Origin of the sequence: Bacteroides stercorirosoris (assembly GCF_900142015.1) — a bacterium.
Taxonomy (GTDB): Bacteria; Bacteroidota; Bacteroidia; order Bacteroidales; family Bacteroidaceae; genus Bacteroides; species Bacteroides stercorirosoris.
Map to the genome: position 1 here is coordinate 171,349 of NZ_FQZN01000001.1, position 16,429 is coordinate 187,777.

The 16,429-nt window shown below is 43.2% G+C and carries 14 protein-coding genes and 1 tRNA gene; 13 read left to right on the top strand and 2 right to left on the bottom strand.

Annotated features, from left to right (window positions below; all coding sequences use genetic code 11):
* Window positions 1–50 precede the first annotated feature (50 nt).
* Entirely contained in the window at window positions 51–212 is a 162-nt protein-coding gene (locus BUC01_RS25340; protein ID WP_175560847.1) for a hypothetical protein, read from the bottom strand.
* Between the two features lie 182 nt (window positions 213–394).
* Between BUC01_RS25340 and BUC01_RS00565 the strand changes: the two genes are divergently transcribed.
* From BUC01_RS00565 to BUC01_RS00575, 3 genes are read left to right on the top strand one after another with little or no spacing between them, the layout of a single operon-like run.
* Window positions 395–1,672 carry a glycosyltransferase gene (locus BUC01_RS00565; protein WP_025830553.1) on the top strand — a complete coding sequence of 426 codons (1,278 nt, stop codon included), beginning with the start codon at window positions 395–397 and terminating at the stop codon, window positions 1,670–1,672.
* Entirely contained in the window at window positions 1,669–2,934 is a 1,266-nt protein-coding gene (locus tag BUC01_RS00570) for a glycosyltransferase family 4 protein (RefSeq protein ID WP_025830552.1), read from the top strand. The genes BUC01_RS00565 and BUC01_RS00570 overlap by 4 nt, the downstream gene beginning before the upstream one ends.
* Entirely contained in the window at window positions 2,927–3,673 is a 747-nt protein-coding gene (locus BUC01_RS00575; protein WP_073312409.1) for a glycosyltransferase family 2 protein, read from the top strand. Before BUC01_RS00570 ends, BUC01_RS00575 begins: the two co-directional genes overlap by 8 nt.
* Before the next feature lie 198 nt (window positions 3,674–3,871).
* Here the strand turns inward: BUC01_RS00575 and BUC01_RS00580 are convergent, their stop codons facing one another.
* Complete coding sequence (locus BUC01_RS00580; protein ID WP_025830551.1) at window positions 3,872–4,570, bottom strand: NAD-dependent deacylase; 699 nt, start codon at window positions 4,568–4,570, stop codon at window positions 3,872–3,874.
* Window positions 4,571–4,765: 195 nt separating this feature from the next.
* Here BUC01_RS00580 and BUC01_RS00585 point away from each other — a divergent pair, with 195 nt between their 5' ends.
* From BUC01_RS00585 to BUC01_RS00630, 10 genes are all read left to right on the top strand, one after another.
* The gene (locus BUC01_RS00585) at window positions 4,766–5,362 is read left to right on the top strand and encodes a BamJ family beta-barrel-assembly machinery protein (RefSeq protein WP_025830550.1); all 597 of its coding nucleotides are present in this window, start codon (window positions 4,766–4,768) and stop codon (window positions 5,360–5,362) included.
* A 20-nt stretch (window positions 5,363–5,382) separates the two neighbouring features.
* Entirely contained in the window at window positions 5,383–6,249 is an 867-nt protein-coding gene (locus tag BUC01_RS00590; RefSeq protein WP_073312411.1) for a BamJ family beta-barrel-assembly machinery protein, read from the top strand.
* Between the two features lie 190 nt (window positions 6,250–6,439).
* A complete protein-coding gene (locus tag BUC01_RS00595) occupies window positions 6,440–6,904 on the top strand; it encodes an Lrp/AsnC family transcriptional regulator (protein ID WP_009130276.1) in 465 nt (154 codons plus the stop codon).
* 10 nt (window positions 6,905–6,914) lie between these two features.
* Window positions 6,915–7,226 carry a DUF4491 family protein gene (locus BUC01_RS00600; RefSeq protein WP_025830549.1) on the top strand — a complete coding sequence of 104 codons (312 nt, stop codon included), beginning with the start codon at window positions 6,915–6,917 and terminating at the stop codon, window positions 7,224–7,226.
* A gap of 97 nt (window positions 7,227–7,323) precedes the next feature.
* A tRNA-Ile gene (locus BUC01_RS00605) sits at window positions 7,324–7,397 on the top strand.
* A 200-nt stretch (window positions 7,398–7,597) separates the two neighbouring features.
* Complete coding sequence (locus BUC01_RS00610; RefSeq protein WP_073312413.1) at window positions 7,598–8,161, top strand: RNA polymerase sigma-70 factor; 564 nt, start codon at window positions 7,598–7,600, stop codon at window positions 8,159–8,161.
* A 78-nt stretch (window positions 8,162–8,239) separates the two neighbouring features.
* Window positions 8,240–9,211, top strand: coding sequence for a FecR family protein (locus BUC01_RS00615; protein ID WP_025830548.1), 972 nt, complete (start codon window positions 8,240–8,242; stop codon window positions 9,209–9,211).
* A gap of 143 nt (window positions 9,212–9,354) precedes the next feature.
* On the top strand, window positions 9,355–12,705 hold the full coding sequence (locus BUC01_RS00620) for a SusC/RagA family TonB-linked outer membrane protein (RefSeq protein ID WP_081795736.1): 3,351 nt from the start codon (window positions 9,355–9,357) through the stop codon (window positions 12,703–12,705).
* Window positions 12,706–12,729: 24 nt separating this feature from the next.
* The gene (locus BUC01_RS00625) at window positions 12,730–14,280 is read left to right on the top strand and encodes a RagB/SusD family nutrient uptake outer membrane protein (protein WP_025830546.1); all 1,551 of its coding nucleotides are present in this window, start codon (window positions 12,730–12,732) and stop codon (window positions 14,278–14,280) included.
* Window positions 14,281–14,323: 43 nt separating this feature from the next.
* Entirely contained in the window at window positions 14,324–16,429 is a 2,106-nt protein-coding gene (locus tag BUC01_RS00630) for a GH92 family glycosyl hydrolase (RefSeq protein ID WP_243462225.1), read from the top strand.

A 16,429-nucleotide genomic window follows, 5' to 3' on the forward strand; every position in this document is an offset into this window, starting at 1 on the left:
AAATGATAATTTACCAGCGTAGCGCTGGATCAAGGTTTCCTTTCGGCATACTAATTGACGTGATAGTACCTGGTAGGCTGAAAGCCTTTTATCTTATAGCCCAGGGCAACGCCCTGGGGGATTGCCATGTGTTTCTCTTTGCGCCCTGTAAGGGCATAACAGCACACATAGGCTTTTGCCCTTACAGGGCGTAAGATTGTGGGAGCATCCATTACCCAGGGTGTTACCCTGGGCTATAAGATAAAAGCCTTTCAGGCTTAGGGGATGCACGCCGATAAATTATCATTTATATCCCTTGCAAAGATAGATACTTTCGCCTTTACTGGCTAAAAAAACCGCGAATTTGTGGATAGAAAGCGGCAAAAGCTGTACTTTTGCCAAAACATTCCGCAACATGAGAGTACTTATAATCAATACGTCCGAAAGAACAGGCGGAGCCGCCATTGCCGCCAGACGCCTGATGGAATCGCTCCATACAGCGGGAACAGAGGTAAAAATGCTCGTTCTGCACAAAGAAAGCCAGTCGGACTTAGTGATTCCGGTGGGCAGGAACTGGCAGAAGAAATTCACTTTCCTCTTCGAAAGACTGGTCATCTGGACGAACAATCTTTTCAGCCGGAAGAACCTCTTCACCGTCTCCATCGCCAACACCGGCTTCAACGTAACCCGACTACCTGCGTTCCGCGAAGCCGACATCATACACCTTCACTGGATTAACCAGGGCATGCTCTCTATCCGCAACATACAGGAAATCCTGCAATCGGGCAAACCCGTCGTCTGGACCATGCACGACATGTGGGAATGCACGGCCATCTGCCACCACGCCCACACCTGCACCCGCTTCAAAAGCGAATGCCGGGACTGCCGCTTCCTGCGCTTCCCCGGCCGGAACGACCTGGCACATCGTGTATTCAAGAAGAAACAGCAACTGTTCGCCCATGCCGACCAACTGAATATCGTTACCGTCAGCACCTGGCTCTCCTCGCAAGTCCTCCAAAGCACCCTGCTCAAGGAAAAGCCCGTTTCCGTCATCCCCAACACACTCTCCCCCACCGACTTCCGGATGGTGGACAAGATAGCATCCCGAAAAGAACTGGCATTGCCTTGCGACAAACACATCATCCTCTTCGGCGCCGCCCGCATCGACGACCCCATAAAGGGAGTGGAATATCTGCTGCAAGCCCTCCGCCTGCTGATTGAAAAAAAGCAGTTCCGGCAGGAAGAACTTCATCTCGCCCTGTTCGGAAGAATCAAGCATCCGGAAAAACTGTTTGCCGCCATACCAGTCAGCTATACCTGGTTCGGAAGAATAGGCGACACCGGCAAACTCTCGCAATTGTATTCCGCCGCAGACGTCACCGTCTCCGCCTCCTTCTACGAGACGTTCGGGCAGACGCTCATCGAAGCACAAGCCTGCGGTTGCGTCCCCGTATCCTTCGGCAACAGCGGACAGGCAGACATCATCCGGCACAAAGAGAACGGTTTCCTCGCCGATTATCTCTCTGCCGAAAGTCTGGCGGAAGGCATCCGGTGGGGAATGACCGAAGCCCAGGACACCCTGTCGAAGAAAGAGATGCGAAGCCACGTCTTTGAACAATATTCCAGTGAAGTCGTTGCAAAAGAATATCTCACTCTCTATCAAAGTTTAAAAAAGAAAAAGGTGACACAATGAGAATACTACTTATCAATACCACAGAGAAGATAGGCGGTCCAGCCATAGCCGCCAGCCGCCTCATGGAAGCCCTTAAGAATAACGGTATCAAGGCCAAACTGCTGGTGCGCGACAAACAAACCGAACAGATCACCGTCGTGCAACTGAACCACAACCTGCGCATGGTGTGGAAATTCGTATGGGAACGGATTGTCATCTGGAAAGCCAACCACTTCAACAAAAAGCACCTCTTCGCCGTAGACATCGCCAATACGGGCACGGACATCACCACCCTGCCGGAGTTCCAGCAAGCGGACGTCATACACCTCCACTGGATAAACCAAGGGATGCTTTCTTTGAAGAACATCGAAAAGATTCTTGCCTCGGGCAAGCCCGTGGTATGGACCATGCACGATATGTGGCCCTGCACCGGTATCTGCCACTACTCCGGCGGCTGCACGCACTACGAAGAAGAATGCCATCATTGCCCCTTCATCCACAACGGAAGCCGGAAGCGGGACCTCTCCCACCGCATCTTCCTCAAAAAACAAAAGCTCTATGAAGGGCGGCACATCAACTTTGTAGCCTGTAGCCATTGGCTTGAAGAGCGTGCCCGGAAAAGCGCCCTGTTCAGCGGACACAACATCACAAGCATCCCCAACCCCATCAATACCAACCTCTTCAAGCCGCATAACAAGAAAGCTGCCCGCGAGAAGTGCATGCTTCCGCAGGACAGCAAACTTATCTTGTTCGGCTCGATGAAGATTATGGACAGCCGGAAGGGAGTTGAATATATGATTAAAGCCTGCAAACTGCTGGCAGAAAAGCATCCGGAGCTGAAAGACCAACTGGGACTTGTCGTCTTCGGCAACCAGTCGCAACAGTTACAAAACATGCTGCCTTTCAAGGTCTATCCGCTCGATTTCGTCAGCAACGAACACCAGTTGGTGGATATCTACAACGCAGTAGACCTCTTCGTCACCTCATCCCTGGAAGAGAACCTGCCGAATACCATCATGGAAGCCATGTCCTGCGGCATTCCCTGCGTAGGTTTCAACGTGGGCGGCATACCGGAAATGATAGACCATCTGCACAACGGCTATGTGGCCCGGTACAAGTCGGTCGAAGACTTTGCCAACGGCATCCACTGGATTCTGACCGAACCCGAATACGCCACCCTCGCCGAACAAGCGTGCCGGAAAGCCGTCACCAACTATTCCGAGAGGGCCATTGCCAAGAGATACATCGACGTTTATAACAAAATAACCGGAAGACATGCATAACCGTCCCACCCCGAAGTTCAGCATCATTACCGTGACTTACAATGCCGAGGCCACGCTGGAAGACACGATACTGAGTGTCATCTCCCAAACCTACCACCACGTGGAGTATATCATCGTAGACGGTGCCTCCCGTGACCGCACCCTCGCCATTGCCGAACGATACCGCGACCGCATCACCCTGCTCGTCAGCGAACCGGACAAGGGACTCTACGACGCCATGAACAAGGGCATCCGGCTGGCTACGGGCGATTATCTTTGTTTCCTCAATGCCGGCGACAGTTTCCACGAAGACGATACGCTGCAACAGATGGTGCACACCCTGGGTATCGGTGAACTGCCTGACGTCATTTACGGTGAAACCGCCCTGGTCGACAAGGAACGGCACTTCCTGCGTATGCGCCGCCTCTCCGCTCCCGAAGTGCTGACGTGGAAGAGCTTCAAGCAAGGCATGCTCGTCTGTCACCAGGCGTTCTTTGCCAAACGCAGCCTTGCCATGCCCTATGACCTGCGCTACCGTTTCTCCGCCGACTTCGACTGGTGCATCCGCATCATGAAAAAAGCGCAGACGCTGCACAACACGCATCTCACGCTTATCGACTATCTGGAGGAGGGTATGACCACACAGAACCAAAAGGCATCCCTGCGGGAACGCTTCCGGATTATGGCACAGCATTACGGGCTGGCAAGCACCGTAGCGCATCATGCATGGTTTGTGCTGCGGGCGGTATTGAAGAAGTAAAACTTTGCCAGCAGAGCCCATACTTTCCATCCGATAACAGACGAGTTTTTGCCATAGGCTTGGCATGTTTTTGCCATCGCTTTGGCAAAGTCTTGCCATGCCTATGGCACAGTTGTGCCAATTCGATGGCAAAAGCGTGCCAATGCGATGGCACAACATGGCAAAAGTATCGCTTGTAGTTCGCTCTAACAGTGGCGGTTAACGAAGAAGCTCTTTCGTCAGTTCCTTCACCCCTTCCGAGGCGCCTTTCTGAATGACATGTATCTGCCTCATGGAGTGGGTATCCACAGGTTTCGGGTCAATCAGATAAACCTCTGCCGTCCGCGGCACATAATTCAGAAGACCCGCTGCCGGATACACGTTCAGCGAAGTGCCTATAATCACGAAGATATCCGCCTTCTCCACATAGTTGACGGCTGTCTCTATCTCCGGCACAGCCTCACCGAACCATACTATGAACGGACGCAACTGACTGCCGTCGCCTGCCTTGTCGCCCATCTTCACTTCATATTCCTCCGGCTTCAATTCCCTGACGTAACGGGGATTATAAGGGTCACGAGTGGAACAGACTTTCGTCAGCTCTCCATGCAGATGGATGACGTGCGTGCTTCCGGCACGCTCATGCAGATTATCCACATTCTGCGTAACCACCGTCACGTTGAAGTCCTTCTCCAATTCGGCAAGTCCGATGTGCCCCGCATTCGGCTCTACATCGAGCAACTGCTTGCGGCGTTCATTATAGAAGTTAATAACCAGCTCCGGGTCGCGTACATATCCCTCGGCACTGGCAACCTGCATCACCGGATATTTGTCCCACAGTCCGCCCGCATCACGAAACGTACTGATACCACTCTCGGCACTCATTCCGGCACCGGACAAAATGACCAAGTTCTTCATACCAAGTCTCCTTTCTATTCTATTATTACAGTTAGTTTCTTACAAAAATACGGAAGATTACCGAAGTTGCCGCAGATATAAGAAAATTTAAATCTAAAAAGCATAAATCATTCGAATAAAACACTTACTTTTGCGACTTGTAATTTTGCAACTGGCTGAAAGATAAATCACTTTCAGCCTCAACCCAAAAGATATATGGACAAATTTAGTTACGCTATCGGCCTTGGAATAGGTCAGAATTTATCAAGCATGGGTGCTAAAGGCATCGAAGTAGATGACTTTGCACAAGCTATCAAAGACGTATTGGAAGGAAACAAAACCGCTATTTCGCACGCAGAAGCCCGCGACATAGTGAACAAATACTTCGCAGAACTGGAAGAGAAAATGAACGCCGCCAGCATAGAGCAAGGCAAGAAATATCTGGAAGAGAACAAGAAACGCCCAGGCGTTGTCACCCTGCCCAGCGGCCTGCAATACGAAGTCATCAACGAAGGCAACGCAGGAAAGCATGCAACAGCCACCGACCAGGTGAAATGCCACTACGAAGGCACGCTGATTGACGGAACCCTGTTCGACAGCTCCATCAAGCGCGGACAACCCGCCGTATTCGGTGTGAACCAAGTGATTCCCGGCTGGGTGGAAGCCTTGCAGCTGATGCCCGAAGGCGCCAAATGGAAACTCTACATTCCTTCCGACCTGGCTTACGGCGCACAAGGCGCAGGCGAAATGATTCCGCCTCACAGCACACTGGTATTCGAAGTAGAATTGCTCGAAATATTATCCCAAAAATAAAAATAAACAGTAAAAGCAAAATGAAAAAAGTAACATTTATCATGGCTCTCGCAGTAGGCGCAGGTTTAGCTTCCTGTACTGCACAAAGCCCGAAAGCAAATCTGAAAACAGATGTAGATTCATTATCTTACGCCATCGGTATGGCTCGTACCGAAGGTCTGACTCAGTATCTGATGCAACAAGGCGTTGACACCACTCAGATGGCTGAATTCATCAAAGGTTTCAACGAAGGCGCTGCCAAAACCAGCAAGAAAGACGTTGCTTACATGACCGGTATGCAAATCGGCCAGATGGTAGGCAAGCAATGGGTAGAAGGTTTCAACCAACAGATTTTCGGTAACGACTCTACTCAAAGCATCAGCCGCGAAAACCTGTTGGCAGGTTTCATCGCAGGTATAACGGACAAGACCAACGTGATGAGCAAAGAAGCTGCAACAGCTTACATGCGCGAAGGCATGGAAACCATCAAGGAAAAAGCCCTGGCCGTTAAATACGCTGACAACAAAGCTGCCGGTGAGAAGTTCCTTGCTGAAAACAAGACTAAAGAAGGCGTTGTAACTACTCCGAGCGGTCTGCAATACAAAATCATCACCAAAGGTACAGGTGAAATTCCTGCCGACACCAGCAAAGTGAAAGTAAACTATAAAGGTACTTTGATTGACGGCACTGAGTTCGACAGCTCTTACAAGCGTAACGAACCGACTACTTTCCGCGCCAACCAGGTTATCAAAGGTTGGACGGAAGCTCTCACCATGATGCCTGTAGGTTCTAAGTGGGAAGTCTATATTCCTCAGGAACTGGGTTACGGTGGCAGAGAAACAGGCGGTCAGATCAAACCGTTCTCAGCTTTGGTGTTCGAAGTAGAACTCGTTAGCATCGAGAAATAACAACCGGCTGAAGATTTACCTTCAACCTCACGAACTTGGCGGACGAACAGATGTGAACAAAAACATCTGCTTCGTCCGCTTCTTTTTTACTTATTCCTTATTTTTTCCTCCTTTTATATAGAGAAATTAAAATAAAGTCCTATATTTGCTTACTATTTGATAAAAACAAGAACTTACACTAATTGATATTATGGAAAAAATAGACAATCTTGACCGGCAAATTCTGGAGATAATCTCCCAGAATGCCCGCATTCCTTTCAAAGATGTAGCTGCTGAGTGTGGCGTATCACGTGCTGCCATTCACCAACGTGTGCAACGTTTGATTGATTTAGGCGTAATTGTCGGTTCCGGTTATCATGTGAACCCAAAGTCTCTGGGCTACAGAACCTGCACGTATGTAGGTATTAAGCTGGAGAAAGGTTCCATGTATAAATCAGTGGTTGCCGAGATGGAGAAAGTACCGGAAATTGTGGAATGTCACTTCACTACGGGTCCTTACACAATGCTGACGAAAGTATATGCACGGGATAACGAGCACCTGATGGACTTGCTGAACAACAAGATGCAGGAAATTCCGGGTGTGACCGCTACTGAAACGTTGATTTCGCTGGAACAAAGCATCAAGAAGGAAATTCCTATTTGTCCGGAGAAATAACAGATAATTTATGGAGTTTCTAAACGAATATCATCTTTCGGGACTGTTCATCGGCATTTGTACATTCCTCATCATCGGATTGTTTCATCCCGTTGTTGTGAAGGCCGAGTACTATTGGGGTACCAAATGCTGGTGGATTTTTCTCTTGCTGGGCATCGGAGGCGTTGCAGCTTCACTTTGTGTGGAGAATATCCTGATTGCTTCACTTTTAGGCGTTTTTGCTTTCTCTTCGTTCTGGACGATCAAAGAAGTTTTCGAACAAGAGGACCGCGTAAAGAAAGGATGGTTCCCGAAGAACCCCAAACGCACGTATAAGTTCTAAAAAAACAAAGGAACGAACAACATATTTTACCCGAAAGGTTTGCATATTTCAATAGAATATATTATTTTTGTGCCCGCTATCCGATAAGGATAACACCGGACTTGTAGCTCAGTTGGTTAGAGCAACAGACTCATAATCTGGAGGTCCCTGGTTCAAGCCCAGGCTGGTCCACAAAGTAAGAGGCTCATTCCTAAAGGAATAGAGCCTCTTACTTTGTATTTATCCGATTTATTCATACTTCCATTTCTCTTGATTTCTTTTTACACCGTCACTTTACTTAAAAAAATGAGATGATAGAAAAAGTTCATTTTATGACTTGCTTATCATTCTAAACTTATTATATTTGCCCCATAATCTAAAAAAAACGGTAGGTGATACTAGAAAAGCAACATATTGATTTTGAACAGATTTATCTTTCTTATTTTTCAAAGATGAAGCGTTTTGCCCGGGAATATGTCTTGTCGGATGAAGATGCGGAGAATATAGTGCAAGATGTTTTTCTTGATTTCTGGGAGAAAAAAGGACTATTGCCATTACCTATCAATATCCTGGCCTATTTATTTACTTCTATAAAAAACCGATGCATCGACTTTCTCCGGCATAAAATAGTGCAGAAAGAAGTCGAAGATAAGATGCAAGAAGAGTATAGATTGACCCTACAAATGAAATATTATTCTTTAGGGGAATTAGATGAGGGGATTTTTGAAAAAGACGATGTAGAACAATTGCTTTCTAAAGTAATGAATTCACTCCCTGAAAGATGTAGGGAGATATTCCTGAAAAGTAAACTGGAAGGCAAAAAACAAAAAGAAATAGCAGAAGAGATGAATATTTCAATTAATACAGTTGAAACTCAGATGGGGATTGCCTATAAGAAACTGCGAAATGAATTAAAAGATTACTTTCCTCTCTTTATCTTCCTGTATTATTTGTAAGCGGAATAAAAAAAATGATTTTCTCTTAGCGGATTCTTTTTCTACATCCGTCTATATTATGAATTAAGTCATAAAAAGATGGATGAACGTATACTAAAATATTTCCAAAACGGTCTGGAAGCCAATGAGAGATTGCTACTTCTTCGTGAGATAGAAAAAAACGAGGAATTGAAAAAGCAGTTTGCCGAGTATCAGAATATGCAGGCATTACTGAATCTATCTTCTCACGCAGAAGATAAGGAAGAAGGGAAAACAGGCTATCAGCATTTCCAGAAGCGGATAAGAAGCAAAAAAATGCATATTTGGTTAGTGAAAACGATGAAATATGCAGCAGCAATACTCATCTTAATTATAAGTACATATCAGTTATCCGTTTGGCACATGTCACATCAGCTGCAAGATGACCTCCAAGCGCAAACCAATACTTTATATGTACCGGCGGGGCAACGTGCCTGCATAACTCTACAAGATGGTACTATTGTATGGCTAAATGCCCAGTCCACCTTGATTTATCCCTCACATTTTTATGGAAAAGAGAGAACTGTTTCCATTACAGGTGAAGCTTTCTTTGAAGTATCCAAAGACAAAGAAAAACCTTTCATTGTGACTGCTCAAGATGCAAAAATACGAGTATTAGGAACAAAGTTCAACGTGTACAGCTATCCGGATACGAAACAAATAAAGACAAGTCTGATTGAAGGTGCTGTTCAAGTATTCTACAAGAGTAAGCAAGTGATATTAAGACCTAATGAAGAAAGTATCGCACAAGATGGAAAGTTGACAGTCAGCAATATAAAAAATCCTGATATGCTGTTGTGGCGAAACGGCATTTACAGTTTTAACAATGAACGCTTGACCGAGATTGTTCGCAAATTGGAATTATATTATGATGTCACAATCAATATCGTAAATCCCAAATTACAAGATATTTGCTATACCTGTAAGTTCCGTCAAAGGGATGGAATAGAAAAGATATTATATACCATTCAGAAAATACATCATTTTAAGATTGAAATAAATAAAGAGAAGAATGTGATCACCTTGAAATAATACAATTGTTTAACCTTTAATACATTATCCATATGAAAACATAGAATTATATTAAAAAAGGCGACAAGTGCACCACCACTTGTCGCCCGGAGAAAGTAAACACCAGAAAACATTTTTTTAGTATTCACTCTAAATACAAAGATATGAAAATAAATCCTTTGTTATCACTCTTTATTGTCCAAAATCAAAGCTTTAAAGATTATTTTAGAATTATGAGAATCTCTTTATTCTTGCTATTCGCCTGTGCATTCCAGTTACTGGCAGTAAATACGGAAGCACAAAATTCAATCATTTCCTTTCCTTCTAATTCTATATCTGTAGGTCAGTTAATAGAAGAAATAGAAAAGCAAACAGATTATTTAGTAGTATATAGCAATCGCGAAATAGATACCAATCGTCAGGTTACTATACAAAACAAATCTGCTAAGGTATCTTCGTATTTGAAAGAAACGTTGGCAGAAGTAGGAATTGGCTATAAATTCGAAAACGATTATATCATTTTATCGAAAAATAATAGCCTGTTGGACCGGATGCAACAACAGGAAAAAATAACAGGAATAGTGACTGACGCAAAAGGAGAGCCGGTTATAGGCGCAAATGTCAGTGTAGTAGGTAAATCAATAGGTACGATTACAGATATAAATGGCAAATTTGCCATTCAGGCTTCACAAGGAAACACTCTTCAGATTTCATTTATCGGTTATAAAGCTCAAACCACAAAAGTCACCGGTAAGCATATTGCCATTGTTCTACAAGAAGACATGGAAATGCTTGACGAAGTGGTTGTAATCGGCTATGGAACCGTGAAAAAATCAGATCTGACAGGTTCGGTATCCTCCATTTCACAGAAGAATATAAAGGACCAACCGATGACACGACTGGATCAAGCTTTAAGCGGAAGAATCCCCGGCGTTGTTGTCATAACAAATTCCGGTGCACCGGAGCAGAGTACCCAAATCCGTATACGCGGTGCAAACTCTATTTATGGTGGCAACTCCCCACTTTATATTGTGGACGGAGTACCTAACACAGACTTATTCAACAATCTGGCTCCAAATGACATACAATCAATAGAAGTCTTGAAAGATGCTTCGGCAACTGCGATTTATGGTTCTCGCGGTGCAAACGGAGTAATATTAGTTACGACCAAAAGAGGAGCTGAGGGCAAGACAAATATCCACATGGAAACGGAACAATCAATATCTACTATTGCTAAAAAGCTGGATTTATTAAGTGCAAGCGAGTATGCTGAATTTTACAATGAATATCGTCGGGAAAAAGGGGCAACTCAAGACTTCTTTTCTCAAGATGAAATCACCCAGTGGAAAAAGAATGGTGGTACGGATTGGCAGGATTTAATGTTTAGGACAGCTCATACCCAGAACTACAAGCTATCCATTTCAGGAGGTATTCCGAAACTTCAATATTTAGTATCTATGAATATGATGGACATAGAAGGTATTTTGAAGGAATCGAAAAGCCAGAAATTCAGTTTAAGGTCCAACATAACTGCTGACATCACTAATTGGTTGAAGATGAACTTAGATGTGAATGCCGTGAGACGAAAAACAAATAAAAACGGTCCGCGTGGTGGGGTTGGAACCATTATAGCAGATGCGATTACCTATAGCCCTACCTTGAAATTGAAAGATGAAGAAGGAAACTGGCTGAGAGATAATATCAACTCAACCAAAGATAATCCTTATGGTCGATTAACTCAGGACTTGGATGAAAGTTTCACCAATTACCTGGCTGCAAATCTACAGTTTATGGTGCAACTGCCTGTTAAAGGCTTGAGTATGAATTTCCAGGGTGCCGCTCATTACAAAGACTACAAGAATCGTTGGATGAAATCCAATGCAAACGATTTACGTGCTCAGAACAATTCTGCAAACAATAATCAGAACGACAGTTTTGACTGGTATAATGTAAATCAAATAAACTATGTGAGAGAATGGAAAGACCATAAGTTGAACCTCATGGGAGCAATGGAGTTATCACAATCAACAACTACAGGGTTGTCTAATGAAGTCGCCAATCTAAGAACAGAATCCGTTGAATTCTGGAATTTGAGTTTAGGAAATATGAACCTGTTCAGCAATTCATTCTCACGCTCTTCATTGGTTTCATTTATGGGACGTGCTATGTATCAGTTCAAGGATAGGTATCTGCTGACCGCGACTATCAGACGGGATGGCTCTTCCAAATTCCAAGGTAAGAATAAATGGGGGAATTTTCCATCAGTTGCCGTTGCCTGGAGAATGTCAGAAGAATCTTTTATAAAGAATCTCAATATCTTCGATGTCCTGAAACTGAGAATGAGCTGGGGTAATACCGGTAACCAAGCTATTGGTGCTTATTCTACTTTAGGACTTTTAGCTGAATCAAAGTATGGTTGGGGAGGTACAAGTGATTACCCCGGATACGGAGTTTCCGGACCTGCCACTCCCAACCTGACATGGGAAAAAACCACTCAATATGATTTAGGTTTAGATATGGCATTTGCAAATAACAGAATTCTGGCAAATATAGACGTATATCAAAAGAATACGACGGGCTTATTGCTGAAGAAACCTATACCTTACTATGATGGCGGAGGAACCACTTGGGTAAATCTTGGTGAAGTGAAAAACAGAGGTCTTGAGTTCTCCTTAACCGGAATCCCCATTCAAAGCAAGAATTTAGTATGGGAAAGTACATTCAATGTATCCTACTCAAAGAATGAAGTCGTCAGCTTAGGAGATGAAACGAGGTTGCATCCGGGAACAAAATTAGACCAAGCTTCTCTCAATACAGCCGTACTGCAAGTAGGAAAACCGCTAGGTAGCATCTACGGATACATTTGGGAAGGTTTATGGCGCACTGACGAAGCAGACGAAGCAGCTAAATGGGGACAAAAACCAGGAGATAATAAATTTAAAGAGAAGAACGTGAATTACAAATTGGAATCTGATGATGCAGATATTATCGGGCAGGCATTTCCTGATGTAATATTAGGATGGAGCAATACTATCAAATGGAAGAATTTAGATTTCAACTTATTCTTCCAGGGTTCACTAGGAGCTGACCGTTTGAATTTATCACGCTATCTCACCAATGAAGGTATCAGTGATTCACGTTTCATCACCTCTAAAGAAGGTTATTATAACAGATGGACCCCCGAAAACCAAAATACAAAGATACCGAATCCGTTTAGTTCAACAATCAATTCCAGATTTGAAACTGCCCAATATCTCGAAAAGGCTGATTATCTAAGATTAAAGAATGTAAGCATTGCATATACAATTCCCAGAGCAAAAACAAAATTTGCAGATGTCAGAATCTCTCTGAGTGCTCAAAATTTATTTACGATCACTTCTTACACAGGATATGATCCGGAAGGAACAATGGATATCACAAGCAATGGAGGTAATAGTGACATTAATGCAGGCGTTGATGGCGGTTCATACCCATTGCCAAGAACATTTACTTTGGGGCTTGGATTCTCATTTTAGTTTAACCAATAAAATAGATGTAAAATGAAAAATATATTGATTTATAGCATATTATTATTTGCTTTATGCTCTTGTGACAATTTCCTGGAAGAAGACCCTCGTGGCAAGCTTACTCCTTCTTCTTTCTTCTCAAGTCCGGAAGATTTGGATATGGCTATAACTGGAATGTATAACAAATATTACCAGACTAACGCCCGCGTCTTCAGAGCTATTTATGTGTGGTGTGCAGATGATGTGACAGCGCATAGTGGTGGTAATAAGTCGCGTTTCTCGGAATATGACCGGTTTAATTTCAATTCAGGAAACACTGATATTCTTGAAATGTATCAACTCTATTATCAGACAATCAAAGCTTGTAATTATGTGATTAATAATGCAGAAAGAACACCGGTTGAGAAATCTTTTCTGGAGCCGAGACTGGGACAAGCCTATTTCCTGAGAGCATTAAACTATTTTATGCTTGTACGTATTTGGGGACGTATACCTCTGGTTACAGAGAATGAGATAGATTACAATACCCCCAAAGCAGATGTGCAGAAAATATATGAATTAATAGAATCGGATGCATTAACGGCAGAAAGAATGTTGCCGGATAATCATAAGATAGCACCCTATTTTCAGAACGGAATCAATGTAGCCCCTAATAAAGGTGCTGCTAAAGCTTTATTAGCCTCTGTATATATGACAGAAGCAGGCTGGCCTCTGAAAAAGGGAGCAGAATATTACGATAAGGCAGCTGCAAAATATAAAGAAATTATTGAGAATGAAGCTACTTATGGTTATATATTAGAGCCGGATATACGCACATTGACTAAAGAACCGGAGGCTAATTACTCCAAAGAAATAGTATTCGGAGAGTTCCATAACAAAACAAAAAACTATTTCTCTGGTCCTAAAAGCGAATTACCCGAGGAGTCTGGTGGATGGTGTGATTATATGGTTGAATTGGAATTTTTCAGAAGTATGCCGGAAGGAATACGCAAAGATGCTTGGTTCTTGACTAAAGTGACGATGACCGGACAGGAACGTAATCCGGAAACAGGACGTTATCCTTTACTGGATTGGGACGACCCTGCAACCAATCAGAAACATCCTTATTGGAAGAAGAACATAGAAAGCTCAGACTGGGTATTTAATTATGATGACGGGTATTACGAAACTAAAGGAATTTCAAGTGCAAGCGGGAAAACCAGAATGATATTTAGATATGCTGATATTCTGCTACTGTATGCTGAGGCGGTTGCTTATGGAAGCAAGAATATGGATGATTTAGCATTTGACTGCATGTGGAGAGTACAAAAAAGAGCAGGAGTACCACTCATCTCAAAGGATGTGACTAAGGAATACTTCCAAAAAGCTGTTTTGGATGAGAGACGGTGGGAAACCGCAGGTATGGAACATAGCTGTATGGGGCGTTTCTTCACCATGCAAAGACATGAGATTCTTCATTTGCAAAAGAATTATAGAGATGCAGCCGAGCTTTCTTTAAATCCCAATTTAACATTAAGCGAAGAATTCTATTATTTCCCGATACCAGACAATGAACTCCTGATAGTTCCTGGACTAAAAGATTGATTCTACTTTTCTAATATGAGGGTTTTAAGAGTTTGCGTTTCTTTTGAAACCCTCTTTTATTTATAAAACATTTAATATGAGACACTTCAGTGTAATATTAGTATTATGCTTGTCCCTTTCTATGGTTCAAGCTCAACAAACCTCTTTTGTAAATCCTTTCATTGGTACTTCCGATGATCATGGACAAACTGATCCATCCGCAACCATTCCGTTTGGAATGATTAAACCGGGACCGGAAACGATGCCCCGTGGAAACGGAGGTTATGATTATCAAGCACAGCAGTTAAAGGGATTCTCACAGACCAGAATGTCTGGAGTAGGCTGCATAGGTGTCGGAGGAAATCTGTTGATAACACCTTTTGTCGGAACATCATGCAAGCCCCTAAAGATGGATAAAGCTTCGGAAGTAGCAGTTCCCGGATATTACAGCATAACTTTAGATAATCAGCTTAAAGTTGAAATTACTACAGGCAGAACTGCCGCTATCTATCGCTTTACTTATCCGTCTACAGAAGCAGCAGGCATAAAAATAGATTTTAAACATTCTTACGGTAAACATATCGCCGAAGAGCATAATATTGTAGGAAACAATGCAGTAAGGGGATTCGTACGTTCCGCCTGCACTTGTGATTTAGGTAGTTACAAATTTTATTATTATATTGAGAAAGATAAATCTGCCTGTAAACCGGAAGACAACGATTCTGAATTGCTATGGAAGTTCCAGACAGAGCCTAACGAACAAATTATACTAAAAATAGGATTATCCTCCGTCAGTGCAGAAGAAGCCGAAGCGAATCTCAAACAAGAGTGCTCGGACCTGTCTTTCGAGCAAGTACGCGCCAAAGCGCGTGCCAACTGGGAAAATTTATTGGGGCACATACAAGTAGAGACTTCTGATGAAGACTTAAAGACATCATTTTATACACGGCTCTACCATGCTTGCCAAACTCCTTTCACAATCAATGATTATTCCGGCAGTTACAGGGGAAGTGATGGAAAAGTATATAAAGGCCAGCAGTTACCCTATTATCATGGTTGGTCTATTTGGGACACCTACCGAACAAAATACCCTCTGCTGTCTATTGTTTGTCCCACGGAATACAAACAGATGATTTCCTCACTTGCAGGATTATACAAACAAGGTAAGCCCCGCTCCGCAACGAAAACGGAACCATTTTTGACAACACGTACAGAACACTCTATTATCACTATTTTAGATGCATTGCAAAAGGGGATGTTTGATGGTTCTCTCGACGAACTACTCCCATTGATGCTGAAAGAGGCGGAAGATATCTCCAACGATTCACCGGACAAAGCATTAGAACGAGGATATGATTTCTGGGGAGTTTCCGAACTCGCAGGGAAAATAGGTAATAAAGAGTTAAAAAAAGAGTTCTCTTTACGTTCTAAAGACTACAGACCGATATGGTTACAGAAATTTAAGAACATTGGCCCTACTTCAGATATAATGCACGGCGACGGTTTGTATGAAGGTACTATATGGCAATACCGTTGGTTCGTACCTCATGATTTCGACTGGGTAATTTCGACTTTGGGCAGCAAGAAAAAGGTTTTGAACGAATTAGATTATTTCTTTGAGAATAACTTATTCAACATGGGTAACCAGCCTGATATACACGTTCCATTTCTATATTATTACCTTGAAGAACCATGGAAAACGCAAAAGTTAGTCCGTCAGATATTACTTGAACCTACCACAAATTATTACGGGACACATGAAAAGTGGGAAAAACCTTATATTGGTAAAATCTTCACTACCACTCCACGGGGATATTTGAAAGAAATGGACGACGATGCAGGAACCATGTCTTCCTGGTTTGTGCTGTCCTCTATAGGATTATTTCCGGTCTGCCCGGGTGTACCCTATTATTGGATAAGTGCTCCGGTCTTTGATGCGGTCACATTACACCCAACCTCTCAACAGGAATTTAAAATCCATGTAAATCGCCCTGATGCAGAGTGCATCTATATTCAAAAAGCAGTTTTAAACGGCAAAACTTTAAATAGAAGCTGGTTAAGTTATGAAGAAATCATGCAAGGCGGAGATTTGACTCTGGAGTTAGGAAAGTCTCCCAATAAACGTTGGGGAAATAATACTGATTTTGTAAAGTCACTATTTAAAAAATAA

Bases quoted from the DNA above. Each gene is read 5' to 3' on its own strand.
- BUC01_RS00595 (WP_009130276.1), top strand. From the start codon at position 6,440: ATGGAAAAAATAGACAATCTTGACCGGCAAATTCTGGAGATAATCTCC.
- BUC01_RS00575 (WP_073312409.1), top strand. From the start codon at position 2,927: ATGCATAACCGTCCCACCCCGAAGTTCAGCATCATTACCGTGACTTAC.
- BUC01_RS00615 (WP_025830548.1), top strand. From the start codon at position 8,240: ATGGATGAACGTATACTAAAATATTTCCAAAACGGTCTGGAAGCCAAT.
- BUC01_RS00565 (WP_025830553.1), top strand. From the start codon at position 395: ATGAGAGTACTTATAATCAATACGTCCGAAAGAACAGGCGGAGCCGCC.
- BUC01_RS00625 (WP_025830546.1), top strand. From the start codon at position 12,730: ATGAAAAATATATTGATTTATAGCATATTATTATTTGCTTTATGCTCT.
- BUC01_RS00620 (WP_081795736.1), top strand. From the start codon at position 9,355: ATGAAAATAAATCCTTTGTTATCACTCTTTATTGTCCAAAATCAAAGC.
- BUC01_RS00580 (WP_025830551.1), bottom strand. From the start codon at position 4,570: ATGAAGAACTTGGTCATTTTGTCCGGTGCCGGAATGAGTGCCGAGAGT.
- BUC01_RS00570 (WP_025830552.1), top strand. From the start codon at position 1,669: ATGAGAATACTACTTATCAATACCACAGAGAAGATAGGCGGTCCAGCC.
- BUC01_RS25340 (WP_175560847.1), bottom strand. From the start codon at position 212: ATGGATGCTCCCACAATCTTACGCCCTGTAAGGGCAAAAGCCTATGTG.
- BUC01_RS00590 (WP_073312411.1), top strand. From the start codon at position 5,383: ATGAAAAAAGTAACATTTATCATGGCTCTCGCAGTAGGCGCAGGTTTA.
- BUC01_RS00600 (WP_025830549.1), top strand. From the start codon at position 6,915: ATGGAGTTTCTAAACGAATATCATCTTTCGGGACTGTTCATCGGCATT.
- BUC01_RS00585 (WP_025830550.1), top strand. From the start codon at position 4,766: ATGGACAAATTTAGTTACGCTATCGGCCTTGGAATAGGTCAGAATTTA.